Origin of the sequence: Terriglobus sp. TAA 43, assembly GCF_000800015.1 — a bacterium.
Taxonomy (GTDB): Bacteria; Acidobacteriota; Terriglobia; order Terriglobales; family Acidobacteriaceae; genus Terriglobus.
On the sequence record NZ_JUGR01000001.1, the window covers coordinates 435,307 to 450,743 of the forward strand.

A 15,437-nucleotide genomic window follows, 5' to 3' on the forward strand; every position below is an offset into this window, starting at 1 on the left:
CACAGAAAGAGGGAGTGGCCAACTGCCACTCCCTCTTTGCAAGCAGCAAGGAAATAGAGGAGCGATCATGTCCCGCCGCAAACCACTTGTACTGACCATTCTTGACGGTTGGGGCGTTCGCGCCGAAAAGCACGGCAACGCAATTGCAATGGCGCGCAAGCCGACGTATGACACGTTGCTGCGTGAGTATCCAAACACTATCATCCGTGCCAGCGATCACTATGTTGGTCTGCCGGATGGGCAGATGGGCAACAGCGAAGTGGGCCACTTGAACCTGGGCGCTGGGCGCGTAGTCCGCATGGATATTGTGCGTATCGATTCTCTGATTGAGTCGGGTGAGTTCTTTGAACTGCCATTGCTGGTGAATGAGATTAAAGCGGCGATGGAGCGTGGCCGCAGTGTTCACTTCCTTGGATTGTTGAGCGATGGTGGTGTGCATTCGCATCAGCGTCATCTGTATGCGTTGCTGAAACTGTGCGCGAAGCTTGGTGCGAAGGATGTATTCGTCCACGCATTCCTCGATGGTCGCGACACTATGCCGACTTCTGGCGCAGGTTATGTCGATGCGTTGCAGCAGCAGATTCGCGAGATTGGTGTCGGCAAACTGGCATCGTGCAGCGGCCGTTACTACGCGATGGATCGTGATCTGAAGTGGGATCGCGAAGCCAAGGCATTCGACGCCATGGTGAAGGGTAATGCTGAAGCTGGCACGGCGACCGATGCCGCTACGAAGATTCGCGAGAACTACAACAACGGTGTGACCGATGAGTTCACGATTCCGTTTGTTTGCGTGGATGGCGCAGGTAAGCCTGTCGGCACGGTTGGCGATGAGGATCTTTGTATCTGCTTCAACTATCGCAGCGACCGCGTGCGTCAGATTACGCGAGTGTTGGCCCGCAATGTTGAGGGTGGTCTGACGAAGTCGAATGCGCTTGATCTGCCCAAGGCCGATGAGCTTGACCTGGAGATTCCGCGCGTATCCACGCCGAAGAACATTCGTTACATCACCATGACGCAGTACGATCCGAAGTTCACGCTGCCGATGGTTATCCTGCCGGAGAGTATGGATAATCTGCTGGCTAATGTGATGGCGAACAACGAGCTTCGCAATCTGCGCGTGGCTGAAACGGAGAAGTACGCGCATGTGACGTACTTCTTCAACGGTGGCATTGAAAAGCCGTTCGCGGGTGAAGAGCGTGAGGTAGTGCAGTCGCAGAAGGTGGCGACGTATGATCTGGCTCCGGAGATGAGCGCGCGTGGCATCTGCGACGTTGTCTTGAAGGCGATTGATGATACTGCGTTTGATGTCGTCGTCGTCAACTTCGCCAACGCGGACATGGTGGGCCACAGCGGCAAGATGGAACCAACCATCAAAGGTGTCGAGACCGTGGATGCGTGTCTCAGTGAAATCTATGCGTCGTTAAAACGCAACGGTGGTTCGTGGCTCATCACAGCAGATCACGGCAATGCGGAGATGCTGATTGACCCGGTGACCGGCGGGCCACATACGGCGCACACAACGAATCCGGTGCCGCTGATTGCAGTTACAGAAGCAGGGAAGTCGTTCTCGTTGCGCGAAGGCGGCTCACTCCGCGACCTGTCTCCGACGATGTTGGCGATGCTTGGTCTCGATCTGCCAAAAGAAATGACGGGTGGCGATTTGCGAGTGTTTCCGAAACTGTAAGTTAAGACAATCGAAAGAGAAGAGGGGCCGATGCAAACGCATCCGGCCCCTCTTGCTTGAGACTGTTTGTTAGCTTAACGAACGACCTGCTGGAAGAGTGAGGAACTCAGCAGTTCGGAGAACTGCGAGTCGTTCGCAGCATAGGAAACCTGCAGCGTACCCGAGTTCGAGTCGATATTGGTTTCCTTCATTGCTGCCTTCTCAAGCTGAGAACCCTGCGACTGCTTCATAAGGGCCATGCCCTTCATCAGGGTTGCAGCGGTAGCAGCGGTCATGGTGTCGCTCATCACAACAGCCATGTCGAACTTGATGCCATTGGCGAAGTCCATGGTGTAGCGCGAACTCTTCATGCGGTTCTTCACTGTGTCGTAATCGGTGAGGGAAGCGGCATCGCCCAGAACGCTGCGCATCATGGTCTGCGTGCCCTTCTGATCGAGCAGGCTCCAGATGGCACGCTGGTCCACGATATTCATTTCGCCCATCATGTCGGTGTTTTCCAGGATGTTGGGAGAAAGTCCGTCACGGCAGTCGAGACCAGCCTTGACCGCGGCGCTGTCACCGAAAATCATAGTTGTCTGGTTGAGGAAGACCACGCTCATGCCAGCGGCTCCCATCGGGTACACGCTGTAGTTACGGATCGGAGTCGGCTTGGTCTTCTGCTTGACCCAGTTGGCCTGGATCGAAGCAGTGTTGAACTGACCCTGCGCTACGCCGAGCGTCCGAGTGTTATTGCTGCTGCTACTACCACCGGGAATACGGAAGGCCGCAAAAGCAAGTGTTTCCGTATCCCGATCGACTTTGAGACCACTGGTTTTCAGCGCTGTTTCCAGGCGAACCAGTTCCGGAGGCATAATGCGCTGCTTCAGGTTCATGGCCGCAGGCGAGGCCTGCATGGAACGATAGTCCACCACGATCAACTGCTGAATATCCTTTGGGATAGACGCCTTCGCATCGCCGCTCAACTGCGCCGCATGCGCCGCTCCTGCGGTAAGAACCGCAACCAATCCCATCAGCACTGTCCGTGCGATCTTCATTGCCAACTGCCTCCGTGCCATTACTTCGTTTATTTTAGACGTGCGCTGCGGAAACCGGTTCAGGCCACGCAAGTGGGCGGGACAGCTTCCGTTCCAGTACTTTTTCGTCCGGGTGGAACTCATTGGTTTGACGCAGCCACTCGGGTAGCGTTTCGCGGGCAATGATGGGGGCACATGCCGCCTCCGGGATTAGGCCGATCAGTTCACCCTCTGCTGTACCGATTCCCATGCGCGCAGCAACACGGCATACCGCAGCGTGAACCCGCTCCACAGGCGACGCGTGGAAGTCCGTAATATTCATGGAAACCTGCGCTCGGCCATCCACGAGCACTCCCATGGCCTTCACGCCCACCATGCCGCCATTGGAGGCGCGCACTTCCTTCGCAATGGCACGTGCGGCATGTAGATCTGTACTGTCCAGAAAGATGTTGTACGCGATCAGGAAGTGGCGTGCTCCCACGGCGACGGCTCCCGCAGATGGATGGAGTTCGCCCAGCCCCACGTCAGGATGACGCGAGGAATCGCGGCGAACGGCATCGCGAATGCCTTCAAACTGCCCCCGGCGAACTTCTTCCAAACGCATGCGGTCGGGCCGCATGGCGGCTGCCTCGTAAAAGTAGACAGGAACGCCAAAGCGTCGCCAGATTTCAAGGCCGGCATGATGCGCGAGAGCTGCGCATTGACCAAGGGTATAGTGCGCAACCGGGACGAAGGGGACGACGTCCGCGGCGCCGATGCGGGGATGCACGCCTGTCTGTTTGGTCAGGTCAATGAGCTGGGCTGCGCGTCCGACGCCACGAATGACCGACTCCGCAACGGCTTCGGGTGACCCGGCAATGGTAACGACGCTGCGGTTGTGCGTTGCGTCCATGGACCAGTCCAGAAGGCTGACTCCAAAGACTTTCATAGACTGCACAATCTCGCGCACAATGCGCTCGTCACGTCCCTCGGAAAAGTTCGGAACGCACTCGACGATCGGTTCAATCGTCGATGGGGGGGCTGCTTCGTACTGCTTTTCTGACATCACTTTCGAAACTTCTACATCCTGCCTATTTCCACCATGTGTAACCGATGGAAAATTGCACACTGGCATTCACACCAGGGTTGCGGTCGCCCAAAGAGGCCGACGAAATATGGACCGCGTTCGCCCCGAAATCCAACGAACGATTGGGCTGCAGAAAATAGTGAAGACCAACGCCACCCTGAGGGGTGAAATTCCAGACACTTGCGTCGGAGTTCGGTCCCATGTTCTGCAGATTTACTTCGCCCTGACCATACGCCGGATACTTGTGATTCGTCCAGAGAACGCCACCTGCCGCTTGGGCCCAGGGCATGATCCTGCGGCCGTGGGTAAAGTTCCACCGCAGGATGATTGGTGTGACGGAGACACCGTGGAAAGTTCCACCTACAGTGTACGGGCCTACACAATTGAAGACGTTGGGGTTAGGCGTGCCCGTGCAGGAATAGCGCTGGAAAGTAGGCGTGTTCGATTGCCAGTAAGGAAACACCTCTACGGCGTATTCAAAGTTTCCCTTGAAGATGCCACCGCCGTACTCAGGCGTGAGTACCTTGCCCAGATGGCCTCCCGCCATGAAGAACTGGAAGTCGTCGCGCTGGTCGGTGATGCCCTTACCTCCCTGAAACAGGACACCCATCTCCCACGACGTATGCTTCGCCGCTGCGCTGACGGGGGATTCATTGGCCGTCATTTGACCGAAGGACGCAAGAGGGAATAGTCCCACTACCGCTGCAAGAACCAAACGCTTTACCTGGGACATTCCACTCCTTCTTCCGGTGACAAGAGCAAAGCCGCCGGTATGCGGCGGCCGTTTGCCCTCTTTATTCAATCGAAATTACGCGGTGACCGCGGCTTCATCCATGTCGAAGTTGCTGTAGACGTTCTGAGAATCGTCCAGATCTTCCAGCACTTCCAGCAGACGCAGCATCGCATTTGCCTGCGAACCTTCAAGCTTCTGGTAGGTGCTGGGGATCATGGTGACTTCAGCGTGTTCCGGCTTGAAACCAGCCTTTTCGACAGCTTCCTTCACGGCGATGTAGTCCTTGGGCGTGGTGTAAATCTCCCAGTTTTCGCCTTCGTCGTTCAGGTCGTCTGCGCCAGCTTCCAAAACCACTTCGGTCAACTTCTCTTCGTCAGCACCAGCCTTGGCGATGACGATGATGCCTTTCTTGGAGAACATATAGCCGACCGAGCCGGTTTCGCCCAGGTTGCCGCCGTTCTTGCTGAAGGCATGACGGATTTCACTGACAGCGCGGTTGCGGTTGTCGGTGAGCACGTCCACGATGACCGCAACGCCGCCGGGGCCGTAGCCCTCGAAGGTGATTTCCTCGTAGGTGAGGCCTTCAATTTCGCCCGTGCCGCGCTGGGTGGCGCGCTTGATGTTGTCGGCCGGCATGTTCTCGGCCTTGGCTGCCAGAATGGCCGTGCGCAGACGCGGATTGCCATCGGGATCGCCGCCGCCCTGCTTCGCTGCAACAGTGATTTCTTTGATCAGACGGGTGAAGACCTTGCCACGCTTGGCGTCGGCTGCGCCCTTCTTATGCTTGATGGTTGCCCATTTTGAGTGGCCTGACATGGAACAAAACCCTACTCTTTCCTATGATTCAACGCGCTCCGCCAGAAGCGGACGCAACAGGGAAAGTATAGCAAGCCGCGGTGCTAATGCACCTGTAGAGATGTATCCACGGAAGCTTCCTCCGCAGCAGCCAGAATGGGGCGCAGATCGAGCGGGCGCGTGATCATGCGAATGTTGCCCTGGGCATCCAGCGGCCATTCTCCTTGCGGGCGATCCCAGTAGAGTTCCACGCCGTTGCTGTCCGGGTCTGCGAGATAGATCGCTTCGCTGACATCGTGGTCCGATGCCCCGTGAATAGGAACACCTGCGTTCAGCAAACGCTGTAGCGCCTTGCCCAGCTCCGCACGTGTGGGATACAGGATGGCAAGGTGATACAGGCCGGTTGTACCTGCAGCAGGGGGCTGTCCGCCTTCGCTTTCCCACGTGTTCAGGCCTATGTGATGGTGATATCCACCTGCAGACACGAATGCAGCACTATTGCCGAAACGTTGAATGACCTCGAAGCCTAGGACCTCGTGATAGAACCACAGGGCGCGATCCAGATCCGCCACTTTCAGGTGAACATGGCCAATGCGCACGCCAGAATGTATTGCTTCGCTCATGCTTCTTTTGATGATTCGACGTCGAAATGGATGCGGATTGTGCGTTATGGCGTTATAACGGTGTGCATCTGAATTAGTCAGATAGTTCGTCAGGTATTACTGCAACACCTTGCATGGGGTTCTGCTTTGAAACGCATTTCCATTGCCGTTCTGCTGCTGATCCTCGTCATTGGAGGTGCGTGGTACGCTTACGTCGCTTTCTCAATGGATGACGACACGCCGGACACTCCACTCGCCCAGATACCCCTTACGTTTGACGATCAGGTGGCCATGGCGAATCTTGCCTGTGGTGGCCGTGCCAACGTGGATGAGAAGAAGGCTATCGCGTGCAATACGTGTCCTCCGGCATCCGACTTTGCCGGCGAAAACAATGCGCCTGACGCCGGATGGAACAACAGCGGCGTCTTAACTGGAAGTTTTACCGCTCCGGGCATGGATGAAGCATTGATGCGTGTCTCCGGCTGCGAATCGCACGCCAACAACATGGGCGGCGACTTTCTCTTTCGCAGGAACGGGAGTAAGTGGTCGCTGGTTCGGTATGCGAAGTCCGCCATTGCAGATAACAAATGTTTGAAGGCGCTGTGGGGACAGGGAAGAGATGCGGTGATCTGCCAGACCGGCGACATGCACCAGGGGTTTGCCAGCAGCGGCGTGCAGTTGATGACATTTGACTCCGCGCCACCTGCGTCATCGATAGACAAGGATCTCTATCGGAAGGTGAACTTTGTCGTTACGGAGGATGGCAGTGGAAATTGCGGTTTCCCAGTGGGGAATCCGCAGCAGACACTTCAATTCGACAAAGTAGATCGTGCCTATCTGGTTCCAACGAATACCAGCAGACCGAGCGTGATCGTGAAAGTAACCCTGGCACGCGCGAAGGCCGGGCAGGCTGGTGTGGCGGCGTGTCCTGCAGCGCAACCGGAAAGCTACACGGTCACCTGGAAAAACCTCGGCGACCATTTTGAGGCCGCCGAGGGGTATGTTGGGCTGGCTGCGCGTGCCCAGGATCCGTGTTGCGATCTGATGGTTGCATCGCGTGTGGAACCAATCCGCTACTAGAAGATTTCCGGCGCGAAGAGCTCCTCGTATATTTCGCGGCGGCGGATCAGGCGTGCCTTTCCGTCTTCGATGAGAACCTCTGCCGGACGAACGCGCGTGTTGTAGTTGGAGCTGAGCGAGAGACCGTAAGCTCCCGCGTCGAGGATGGCGATGAGGTCGCCCTGCTCGGTCTGTAGCAAAGCGCGTGAACGAGCAAAGAAGTCGCCGCTCTCGCATACCGGGCCAACAATGTCTGCTTCTTCCGTGGCTGCGTTTTCGTTAAGAACCACTGGGACAATCTCGTGGTGCGCCTGATAAAGCGCCGGACGGATCAGGTCGTTCATCGCAGCGTCGACGATGGTGAATTTTTTATCGCCATTGGCCTTGCGATACAGCACACGCGTCAGTAGTGCGCCTGCCTGACCGACGAGAAAGCGGCCGGGCTCCAGCAACAAATGGACATCCATATTGCCCAGCGCGGACTGTAGAGCTGCGGCGTACTTCTGCACCTGCTGGGCTGCGTCGAAGCTCTTATCGCCATACTCAATGCCAAGGCCGCCACCCGCATCAACATTGCGGATATTGTGGCCGTCTGCACGCAGTTCACGTACGAGATTCAGTGTCTTCTCAAGCGCCTCAGCGAAGGGTTCCACCTGCCGGATCTGAGAACCTATGTGGACGCTCACGCCTGTGGCATCAATCGAAGGGAACTGCGCTGCACGAGCGTAAACGGCGCGCGCCAGTTGAATTCCGATACCGAACTTGTGTGCGCTGAGGCCGGTGGAGATGTAGGGATGCGTCTCTGCAGAAACATCGGGATTCACGCGCAGAGCAATGCGAGCTTTCTTGCCGAGCGCTGCGGCGCGCGAGGCCAGCAGTTCCAACTCCGGTTCGCTTTCCACGTTGAACTGCAGGATGTTCGCGTGGAGAGCTGCGTCCATCTCTTCCGAGGTCTTGCCGACGCCAGAGAACACGACACGCGACGCGACTTCCGGTCCGCCCGCTTTAAGCACACGTTGAAGTTCGCCACCGCTGACTATGTCAAAACCGCAACCTTGCGCTGCTAGCATTTTGAGAATCGCGAGTGAGGAGTTCGCCTTTACTGCATAGCACACGGTGTGCGGTGTACCAGCGAAGGCGCTTTGAAACAGCCCGGCGCGTTCGGAGATCTGTTTTGCGGAATACACATACAACGGCGTGCCAAACGTGTCGGCCAACCCTGCTATATCAACGCCATCACATACGAGCCTGTGCCCGGAGTAGGCAAACGGTCTTCCCTGATCCATAGATTCCAGAGTAACCGCTCGCAGCCTCTTACGAGGCTGCTGGCGGGTCCACAGGGGGTGTAGGCGGGGTGTTTCCCTGATAAGGCTGCGAGTATTGCGGCGGATAATTCGCTGGTGGGGGCGGAGGTGGGTACTGTCCGGGGTATGCAGGCGGATAGCTCATACCCAGCGGTTCTTCCGGAATCACGATCCAGCACACAACGTACGCCAGGATTCCGCCACCGCCGAACAGCACCAGCAGCAGCAGGACCACGCGGACTACGGTGGGATCCCATCCATAAGAGCGAGCGAATGCAGCACAGACACCAGCAACCTTGCGGTCATAACGAGGACGAATCAATGGACCGTACATGACGAAAACCCTCCCTTACGCGGCGTGTGGCTATTCTGCCACTAAGTAAGCCGTTGGGGAAGATTACGCAATAGATAGGTCACTGGTTCCATAACGTTTTGGGTGCGAATGCTAGTTGCCGCTGTAAGGCGACCGGATGTATTTGCGCGCCGCATCCGCCTGCGTTTGATCGCCACCGGGAGCAGCCGCTTTCTCATATTGCGCTATGGCTTCGGTGCGGTGGCCAAGTTTATCCAGCATCATGCCCGCGTTCAGGTTGGCGCGTTTACGCATCCAATCGCTGCAGTTTGGCTGGTTTGCAGCGTTGGAATAGCTGTCCGCTGCATCCTGCACCAGCCCTTGTCCGCGCTGCGTTTCCGCGAGGCCAAACCATGCAAGTTGAAGTCTTGGCTCAATGAAGTAGCCAGGCTTTTCCGAGTCCGCAAGAACGGCTTTGTAGATGGCAATGGCCTGCGGGCCGTGACCGGCATCTTTCATCAGGTTCGCCTCTTCCAGGCGAAAGAGGAAGTCATGCGAATACTTCTGCGCCAGCTTCTGCGACACGGCGTAGGCCTCGTTGTATCGCTGATCGTGCCGCAGGAACAGCGAAAGGGCCGTCTGTGATTCCACACTGGTCACGGTGCCGTGCGCAGCGGATTCGCGCAATAGATTGAGCCCTTCTTCCTTGTTGCCGCCAATACCTGCAATGCCGACCAGGATACGTACAAAGCGCGGCAGGCTGGCTACCGCGAACTTCTGAATGCCGACGGCCATCTTGGCATCGGCGTAGTTTGGATCGAGTTTTAAGACTTGCTCGCTGTCATTGCGAGAGGAAAGCCCCTGCCGCGCCGCGCCGGTAAAGCTGTGGTCGGCAAGCGTCATCCATGCTGCGTGCATACCCTTGGCATAACCACGCGCAAAATAGGCGTCTTTGTCGCTGGGATTCGCCTTAATACGCGCATCGGCAAGACTGATGGCGCGATCCGTAAGGTCGTCCACATGCTTACGCACACCTTCCGGAATGTCCGACTTATGGCCCGAGCTGAGGAAGTGTTCGTGCGCGTAGTAGGTGGTGTCCAACAGGTCCTGGCGGTAGAGTTCACGGAAGATCGTATCCATCAGGATGTAGCCAGCGGCCATCGGGTCCTGCGGATGCTCGCGCTGAACGGCCTCGAAGCGCTGCATTGCACCGTCGTAGTCCAGGATGTAGAAGTGCTGAAATCCGTCGCGTACCGTTGGATCGTTGTTCAGGGGATAGGTGTTCTGGGCGCGTGCGGAGCCAAGCAGCACGAGTGAGGTCAATGCCGTAGTTAGGAATTTCCTTTGAATCGTCACAAGAGGGTAGACGCAGATGCCGTGCTTACGGCTGTGTCTGATCTTTGATTGACGGGACTCTTGCAACGGCATAGTTTTATTCGCACCTTGGGAGATATTCCAAATGACACGCGGCGAACTCCTCCATCTACTGATCGGACAGGGAAGAACCCGAGGGTTCGAGTTCCGCCGGTGGTTTGTGCAGAATACCGGAGAGACGTGGAACGACTATGCCGAGGCCGTGCAATGGCTGGCAAAAAGCAAACGCGCGCACATGCTCCTGTTCTCCCATGAGTTCGCGAAACACTTCTTTCAGAGCGGCGAACGTATCCAATACGTCGTGGAACCGCAAACCTTTGAGCGTGTCACCACGAACGGACGCAGTCTTACGGTGAATCGCAAGGCCCACCTTCGCCATTCAAGCAGGGAAGATGTGTGGCGTTTTCATCTGCGCGAGATGGCAGCCCGCACGGAACCGTTGCATTACATACGGCGATTCCTGATTACGGAAGAGACGATCGCTGCGGCGTCGCGACCACCGATTCAGGCTACTGACGAAGAAGACTACGACAACGAAAATTTGGTGCGTGACATCGCCTGATTACTTTGTTGAAACGCCGAGGTCGGTCAATGCACGACGCGATGCCTTGTCGTGGTCGCCACCGGGATCCAGCTTCAGGCACTCCTGATAGTTCGCCACCGCTTCATCACGATGTTTCAGCTTCGAGGCTGCTTCAGCCAGGTAGAAGCGTGCGTCAGGGTCTTCGGGGTCATAGCCGACGGCGTCTTTGAAGCGTAGATAAGCGCCCTGCGTGTTGCCGGTGTCCATGTAATACTTGCCGACCTTGATGTCGTCGGGGACACGTGTCTTGTCTAGCTTCTCGCGGATGACTTCGTTACTGTCTTTCGCTCCGTAGTTCTTCAGAGGCGCAGCTTTCACGGGTGAGTTGGGCGCTTCGGTCGTCGGCGCCACGTCGCTATCATCGTCCGCTGAGCTGGAGGAACTGGAGCTGCTACTGCTGGAGCCGGAACTCGAGCTGGAGCCTCCCGCATCATCACCACGGGGGATATGCATGGGCTTTTCTGACGATGCTGGAGGATCGGGAACGGGGTCCGTAGGCATCTGCGGCAGGCTGTTTGGATTCGCGGCTGGAGCAGGAGGCGTGGAAGGTGTTCCTTCCACATCGCCACCGTGTTTCGAGTCGTCTGTCGGGAAGGGAAACTGATCGTGCATCGATTGCGGTGGGGCGGACGCGTCCGGTGAGGACTGCGCGTTATTGCAGGCACTATCCTTGGGCTTGCACTTCTTCGCGGGTTTCGTGTCCTGCTGTGCGACGGCCAAACTGCAGCAGAGCATTGCAGCGGCAAGCGGAAGAAAACGGTGGATGGAAGCACGGCGCAACATGGTCTGTCATCAGCTTAGACGCAGGTGGTGGGGAAGTGCACCTGTATCCTCACCGGCAATTGCCGTATACTCGCGCAACGATGCTCCCACGGTTGATTCTTCGCTCCTCCCCAGTCCACGGCTGCGGCTGTTACACCCTTGACTCCATTCGTAGCGGCGCGCGCGTGGCGGAATACGACGGCCCGCGCATGACCAAAGCCGAGGCAGACGAGCGTTATGCTGACCGCGACATCACCTATCTTTTCGGCGTACAAGACCGCGATACCGTGATCGACGGTTTTGGAACGGCGATGTTTATCAACCATTGCTGCGAGCCAAACTGCCAGACGGAAGAGGACGAAGAGGGCCACGTGTACATCCTGGCGCTGCGGAACATTGCTGCCGGTGAGGAACTGACCTACGAGTACCACCTCTACGACTCCGACGAAGACGATCAGCCCTGCTACTGCAGCACCGATGCCTGCCGGGGAACCATGTTCAGCGAGGCGGAAGTGCGGCGACGGAAGAAGTTGGGACTGCCCATGACACTGAAGAAGCCGGCGCGCCGCAAGTAGCTGCCGGTTCTCCCACAGCGTAGGACGGTACACTAACGCTGATATGCCGTATCAGGTTCTTGCACGCAAATATCGTCCGCAACGCTTCGCTGATGTGGCGGGGCAGGACCACGTCACTCGAACGCTGCAAAACGCGCTGGAACAGGGCCGTATTGCGCATGGCTACATCTTCAGCGGACATCGCGGTATCGGTAAGACGACCATCGCACGCATCCTTGCCTGTGCGCTGAACTGCCACAGGACGATTGGCTCGCCCGAGCGCCCGACGCCGGAGCCGTGTTTGACATGCGATGCCTGCCTGGAGATTCGTGCGGGCAACGCGGTCGACGTCATTGAAATTGACGCCGCCACGAACCGCGGCATCGATGAAATTCGCGAACTGCGCGATGCGGCACGTTACCGCCCGGCGCGTGATCGCTTCAAAATCTACATCCTTGACGAAGCGCACCAGATCACGGATGCCGCATTCAACGCGTTGCTGAAGACGCTGGAGGAGCCACCAGATCACATCGTCTTCATGATGGCGACGACGGAGCCGGAAAACATTCCGCAGACGATTCGTTCGCGTTGCCAGCACTTCAGTTTCCATGCTGTGAAGCTGGACGACATTCTGGGCGAGCTGCGTGGCATTGCGGCGCATGAAGGTGTCGCTGCGGATGAAGCTGCGTTGTCCCTGCTGGCTGAAGCCGGTGACGGCTCCATGCGCGACGCGCTATCCATCATGGATCAGGCAATTGCATCGGCTCCAGTGATCGACGGCAAGGCGCAACTGAGTGCCGCTGAAATCCGCGAACTCATGGGCACTGTACCAAACACGGTGTTTGAAGAGATTCTGGAATCCGTTGCTCGCAATGACGCTGCGACCGTGTTGACGACCGCAGGACGCCTTCTGGATGCAGGCAATTCGCCTTCCCAGATCGCGAGGCAGTTCGTGCGGTATCTCCGCAACTGCGTGGTTGCAAAGATTGCATCGTTGACCGAAGACGAGAATTCCAGTGACCTGCTACAGATCAGTCCAGATGAGCGGCGCCGCGCCGTTCGTACCGCTCTGCTGTTCACGGAAGAAGAACTGACGCGCTTCCTGAACGTGATGCTGCGCACCTTTGACGATCTTGGCTTCCGGCAGGAGCAGCGACTGCACCTGGAGATGGGCCTGATCAAGCTGGTGCACTTGCAGCGTCTCGTGCCCGTGGAAGAGTTCCTCGCACAACTGCCAAAGACGGCGGGCAATCCCACGCCGCGTGTTCTGCCACCGCAGCGTACGGCCATTCCTGCGGCCCCCGCACCTGTTCCACGGCCGTCAACTGCGTCGTCACGCTTCAGCGGAGCGCCTGAACCCGCTGCTCCGCGCACTCAGGCAGCCCCTGCGCCCTCCATTTCGACATCACCTTTCGCTTCCAACGCCGTGGAGTCATCGGCGCGCCCTGTCGCAAGCGTGATCTCGCAGCTGCAGACGGAAGGGAACCTCGCGCTGGCTCCCGAACCGGTAAAGGAGCCTGCAAATGTTTCGCCCCTGGCTCAGCCCGGCGTCATCACTATGCCGGAGCCAAGCACAGGACTGAATGCACATGTGGCCCCGTCGCCCATCGTTCTGGAAGAGCCAGTTGCGATATCGACGCAGGCCGATGAGAATTACGATCCTTCGTGGGAGAACATTGTTCCTCCTGAAGAAGATCCGGAGGCCACGGAGCCTGCATCGCAACCTGTTGCCACCGGCAGTGTTGCTTCAGGAACAGCGGAGTTGCAGGCAGCCGCGGTCGAAGCTCTCTTTGCCACGAAGAAGAACAACTCCGCCGCGGAGCAGCTGGAAGAGAGCCACTGGACGATTGCCGACGGCGAAGTGAAGATCGAAGTTTCGCTCTCCAAGCCGATGATTGGCACCATCTTCCGCCCCGATGTGGAAGCGATCATCAAGACGGCTCTCCGCGAAAAGGGCTTGACGGGTGTGAAGATCAACGTCGTCCCCGCCGCGGTTGACAACAAGCCGAAGGAGCCAAAGAAGCCTCGCACGGGCTCGGTGCAGGCCAAGGCTTTGGATCATCCCACAGTACAAAAGGCCCAGAAGCTGTTTAACGCGGAGATCAGCACAGTGTTCGATCTCCGCAAAGACTAGCAGGCTCGACGAGCATTTCAACTTTCTCCGTGCAGCAGATCGATCGCTGCGCGAAAGCGTGGTGCCCGCATCTGTTCCAGGGCTCGTTTTAGATGCAACAAGCCATATTGCATCTGCATATTTGCATCCAGCAGGTACACCTCAAAGCTGACTAGCTTGCGATGAAAGCTCTCAAAGGTCTCACTGTTGTCCTGCCATGACGGATTAAGGCCCGCTTGTGTCGCGAGGAACAGGAAGTACGCTCCGTAGATGCACGACATGATTTGTCTCATGACGAAAAATCGTGCAGTACGGACTGCACCAGGCTCTTCACCAAAGTAGCGGGAGAGGAAGGACTGCTCCTGCTCCTCGCCATCCTTCAGCCAGAAGTTGGCCACTACGGCAAGTTCGGTATAGCGATCATTGGCGAAGGCTGCTTCCCAATCGACCAGCCAGATACGGCTTCCATCGAAAAGGACATTGTCTGGTTTGAGATCGTTGTGGCACGCGACCAGATCGCGTTCGTCTCGCGGGCAGTCATACGCCCGCTGATATCCCCGGATGATCTCGTCTGTTTGTTCAGACGGAAAGAGCTTAGGAAGCCTCTGAACGGCGCCATCCATCACTTTCATGTAATCGATTCGATGGCGGGCGGGAAGGCTGTGAAGTGTTCGCAAAACGTCTGCCATCCGCGCTGCCATGTCGTCGGGAAATGTACTTGGAGTGATGAAGCCGGTGATCAGTATCCGGTCGTCGATATCTTCATAAAGAATCGGCGGCGCAAGTCCTGCGTCAGCTGCGGTCCGCATGCAACTGAAATGAAACTCAGGATTCGCCATTGGATCATCGCGGACGATCACCCGTAGAAGCCAATCCTTGTCCAGAGATTGAATACGAAAGATTCGCGCTGAGCTAAGACCTCGGGTCAACTCCTCAACGAAATACACCTCTGCGGTTCCAAAGGCTGAGCGTAGTGCCTTCTCAACTGCGGGTTGCTTTTCCTGCGGTATGGATTCGAGCATGTTTCCCCCTCGTCAACTCCGGAAAAAATTCCGGCGGCGATACAGAAACCTGCCACCACACAAAGCTTTCTGCATTCAGTATTCTGGATATGGGAAGAAGTGTGGGCCGCCATCTTGCGGGCCAATTCGTTCCTGGGAAGAAGGGCCGCGTGGATTTCGGCAAACTGCAGGAGATGATGGGGCAGGCGCAGCACATGCAGGCCCAGATGGAAGAGAAGCTCGCCACTACCACGGCCGAAGCCACTTCGGGCGGTGGGTTGGTAACGGCCCGCGTGAACGGTCGCAAGGAGTTACTTCGGTTGAAGCTGGACCCGAATGTTCTCACGGCCGCTTCCGGCGACATTGAAATGCTGGAAGATTTGATCACGGCCGCTATCAACGAAGCCGGACGCAAGGCCGACGCGCAGATGCAGTCGGAGACGCAGGGCATGCTGGGCGGCATGGATTTAGGTAAGCTGCTCGGATAGCATTGCGGACATGT

At 57.3% G+C, this 15,437-nt stretch carries 16 protein-coding genes; 6 read left to right on the top strand and 10 right to left on the bottom strand.

The window, feature by feature from the left end; translation table 11 throughout:
- Positions 1-67: 67 nt before the first annotated feature.
- Complete coding sequence (gpmI, locus tag M504_RS01735; protein WP_047487241.1) at positions 68-1,684, top strand: 2,3-bisphosphoglycerate-independent phosphoglycerate mutase; 1,617 nt, start codon at positions 68-70, stop codon at positions 1,682-1,684.
- A 74-nt stretch (positions 1,685-1,758) separates the two neighbouring features.
- Here the strand turns inward: gpmI and M504_RS01740 are convergent, their stop codons facing one another.
- The 5 genes from M504_RS01740 to M504_RS01760 all read right to left on the bottom strand — a co-directional run bounded on the left by M504_RS01740 (position 1,759) and on the right by M504_RS01760 (position 5,914).
- Positions 1,759-2,718: a hypothetical protein gene (locus M504_RS01740; RefSeq protein WP_047487243.1), complete on the bottom strand. Its 960-nt coding sequence runs from the start codon at positions 2,716-2,718 to the stop codon at positions 1,759-1,761.
- Between the two features lie 34 nt (positions 2,719-2,752).
- Positions 2,753-3,742 (bottom strand): glutamate formimidoyltransferase, encoded by a 990-nt coding sequence (gene ftcD, locus M504_RS01745; protein WP_052200213.1) that lies wholly within the window; start codon positions 3,740-3,742, stop codon positions 2,753-2,755.
- Positions 3,743-3,767: 25 nt separating this feature from the next.
- Positions 3,768-4,496 (bottom strand): acyloxyacyl hydrolase, encoded by a 729-nt coding sequence (locus M504_RS01750; protein ID WP_047487246.1) that lies wholly within the window; start codon positions 4,494-4,496, stop codon positions 3,768-3,770.
- A 75-nt stretch (positions 4,497-4,571) separates the two neighbouring features.
- The gene (locus M504_RS01755) at positions 4,572-5,312 is read right to left on the bottom strand and encodes a YebC/PmpR family DNA-binding transcriptional regulator (RefSeq protein WP_047487252.1); all 741 of its coding nucleotides are present in this window, start codon (positions 5,310-5,312) and stop codon (positions 4,572-4,574) included.
- Between the two features lie 83 nt (positions 5,313-5,395).
- A complete protein-coding gene (locus tag M504_RS01760; protein WP_047487255.1) occupies positions 5,396-5,914 on the bottom strand; it encodes a VOC family protein in 519 nt (172 codons plus the stop codon).
- A 126-nt stretch (positions 5,915-6,040) separates the two neighbouring features.
- Here M504_RS01760 and M504_RS01765 point away from each other — a divergent pair, with 126 nt between their 5' ends.
- Complete coding sequence (locus M504_RS01765; protein ID WP_047487257.1) at positions 6,041-6,973, top strand: hypothetical protein; 933 nt, start codon at positions 6,041-6,043, stop codon at positions 6,971-6,973.
- On the opposite strand, the gene lysA is transcribed toward M504_RS01765, so the two are convergent.
- The 3 genes from lysA to M504_RS01780 all read right to left on the bottom strand — a co-directional run bounded on the left by lysA (position 6,970) and on the right by M504_RS01780 (position 9,871).
- The gene (lysA, locus tag M504_RS01770) at positions 6,970-8,238 is read right to left on the bottom strand and encodes a diaminopimelate decarboxylase (RefSeq protein WP_047487262.1); all 1,269 of its coding nucleotides are present in this window, start codon (positions 8,236-8,238) and stop codon (positions 6,970-6,972) included. The genes M504_RS01765 and lysA overlap by 4 nt on opposite strands.
- Positions 8,239-8,266: 28 nt before the next feature.
- A complete protein-coding gene (locus M504_RS21680; RefSeq protein ID WP_084214019.1) occupies positions 8,267-8,590 on the bottom strand; it encodes a PspC domain-containing protein in 324 nt (107 codons plus the stop codon).
- A 111-nt stretch (positions 8,591-8,701) separates the two neighbouring features.
- Entirely contained in the window at positions 8,702-9,871 is a 1,170-nt protein-coding gene (locus M504_RS01780) for a hypothetical protein (RefSeq protein WP_156993817.1), read from the bottom strand.
- A gap of 136 nt (positions 9,872-10,007) precedes the next feature.
- Between M504_RS01780 and M504_RS01785 the strand changes: the two genes are divergently transcribed.
- Positions 10,008-10,484 (top strand): hypothetical protein, encoded by a 477-nt coding sequence (locus M504_RS01785; RefSeq protein WP_047487265.1) that lies wholly within the window; start codon positions 10,008-10,010, stop codon positions 10,482-10,484.
- Here the strand turns inward: M504_RS01785 and M504_RS01790 are convergent, their stop codons facing one another.
- Positions 10,485-11,288: a tetratricopeptide repeat protein gene (locus M504_RS01790; RefSeq protein ID WP_084214020.1), complete on the bottom strand. Its 804-nt coding sequence runs from the start codon at positions 11,286-11,288 to the stop codon at positions 10,485-10,487.
- 35 nt (positions 11,289-11,323) lie between these two features.
- Here M504_RS01790 and M504_RS01795 point away from each other — a divergent pair, with 35 nt between their 5' ends.
- Together M504_RS01795 and dnaX are read left to right on the top strand one after the other, a co-directional pair.
- The gene (locus tag M504_RS01795) at positions 11,324-11,842 is read left to right on the top strand and encodes an SET domain-containing protein (RefSeq protein ID WP_369792884.1); all 519 of its coding nucleotides are present in this window, start codon (positions 11,324-11,326) and stop codon (positions 11,840-11,842) included.
- A gap of 43 nt (positions 11,843-11,885) precedes the next feature.
- Positions 11,886-13,955, top strand: coding sequence for a DNA polymerase III subunit gamma/tau (gene dnaX, locus M504_RS01800; RefSeq protein WP_047487273.1), 2,070 nt, complete (start codon positions 11,886-11,888; stop codon positions 13,953-13,955).
- Positions 13,956-13,972: 17 nt separating this feature from the next.
- Here dnaX and M504_RS01805 read toward each other — a convergent pair whose 3' ends face one another.
- A complete protein-coding gene (locus M504_RS01805; RefSeq protein WP_047487276.1) occupies positions 13,973-14,956 on the bottom strand; it encodes a phosphotransferase in 984 nt (327 codons plus the stop codon).
- Positions 14,957-15,105: 149 nt separating this feature from the next.
- On the opposite strand from M504_RS01805, the gene M504_RS01810 reads away from it, so the two are divergent.
- Complete coding sequence (locus M504_RS01810; protein WP_047493075.1) at positions 15,106-15,423, top strand: YbaB/EbfC family nucleoid-associated protein; 318 nt, start codon at positions 15,106-15,108, stop codon at positions 15,421-15,423.
- The last annotated feature ends 14 nt before the right edge of the window (positions 15,424-15,437 follow it).

Bases quoted from the DNA above. Each gene is read 5' to 3' on its own strand.
- gpmI (WP_047487241.1), top strand. From the start codon at position 68: ATGTCCCGCCGCAAACCACTTGTACTGACCATTCTTGACGGTTGGGGC.
- M504_RS01740 (WP_047487243.1), bottom strand. From the start codon at position 2,718: ATGAAGATCGCACGGACAGTGCTGATGGGATTGGTTGCGGTTCTTACC.
- ftcD (WP_052200213.1), bottom strand. From the start codon at position 3,742: ATGTCAGAAAAGCAGTACGAAGCAGCCCCCCCATCGACGATTGAACCG.
- M504_RS01750 (WP_047487246.1), bottom strand. From the start codon at position 4,496: ATGTCCCAGGTAAAGCGTTTGGTTCTTGCAGCGGTAGTGGGACTATTC.
- M504_RS01755 (WP_047487252.1), bottom strand. From the start codon at position 5,312: ATGTCAGGCCACTCAAAATGGGCAACCATCAAGCATAAGAAGGGCGCA.
- M504_RS01760 (WP_047487255.1), bottom strand. From the start codon at position 5,914: ATGAGCGAAGCAATACATTCTGGCGTGCGCATTGGCCATGTTCACCTG.
- lysA (WP_047487262.1), bottom strand. From the start codon at position 8,238: ATGGATCAGGGAAGACCGTTTGCCTACTCCGGGCACAGGCTCGTATGT.
- M504_RS21680 (WP_084214019.1), bottom strand. From the start codon at position 8,590: ATGTACGGTCCATTGATTCGTCCTCGTTATGACCGCAAGGTTGCTGGT.
- M504_RS01785 (WP_047487265.1), top strand. From the start codon at position 10,008: ATGACACGCGGCGAACTCCTCCATCTACTGATCGGACAGGGAAGAACC.
- M504_RS01790 (WP_084214020.1), bottom strand. From the start codon at position 11,288: ATGTTGCGCCGTGCTTCCATCCACCGTTTTCTTCCGCTTGCCGCTGCA.
- dnaX (WP_047487273.1), top strand. From the start codon at position 11,886: ATGCCGTATCAGGTTCTTGCACGCAAATATCGTCCGCAACGCTTCGCT.
- M504_RS01805 (WP_047487276.1), bottom strand. From the start codon at position 14,956: ATGCTCGAATCCATACCGCAGGAAAAGCAACCCGCAGTTGAGAAGGCA.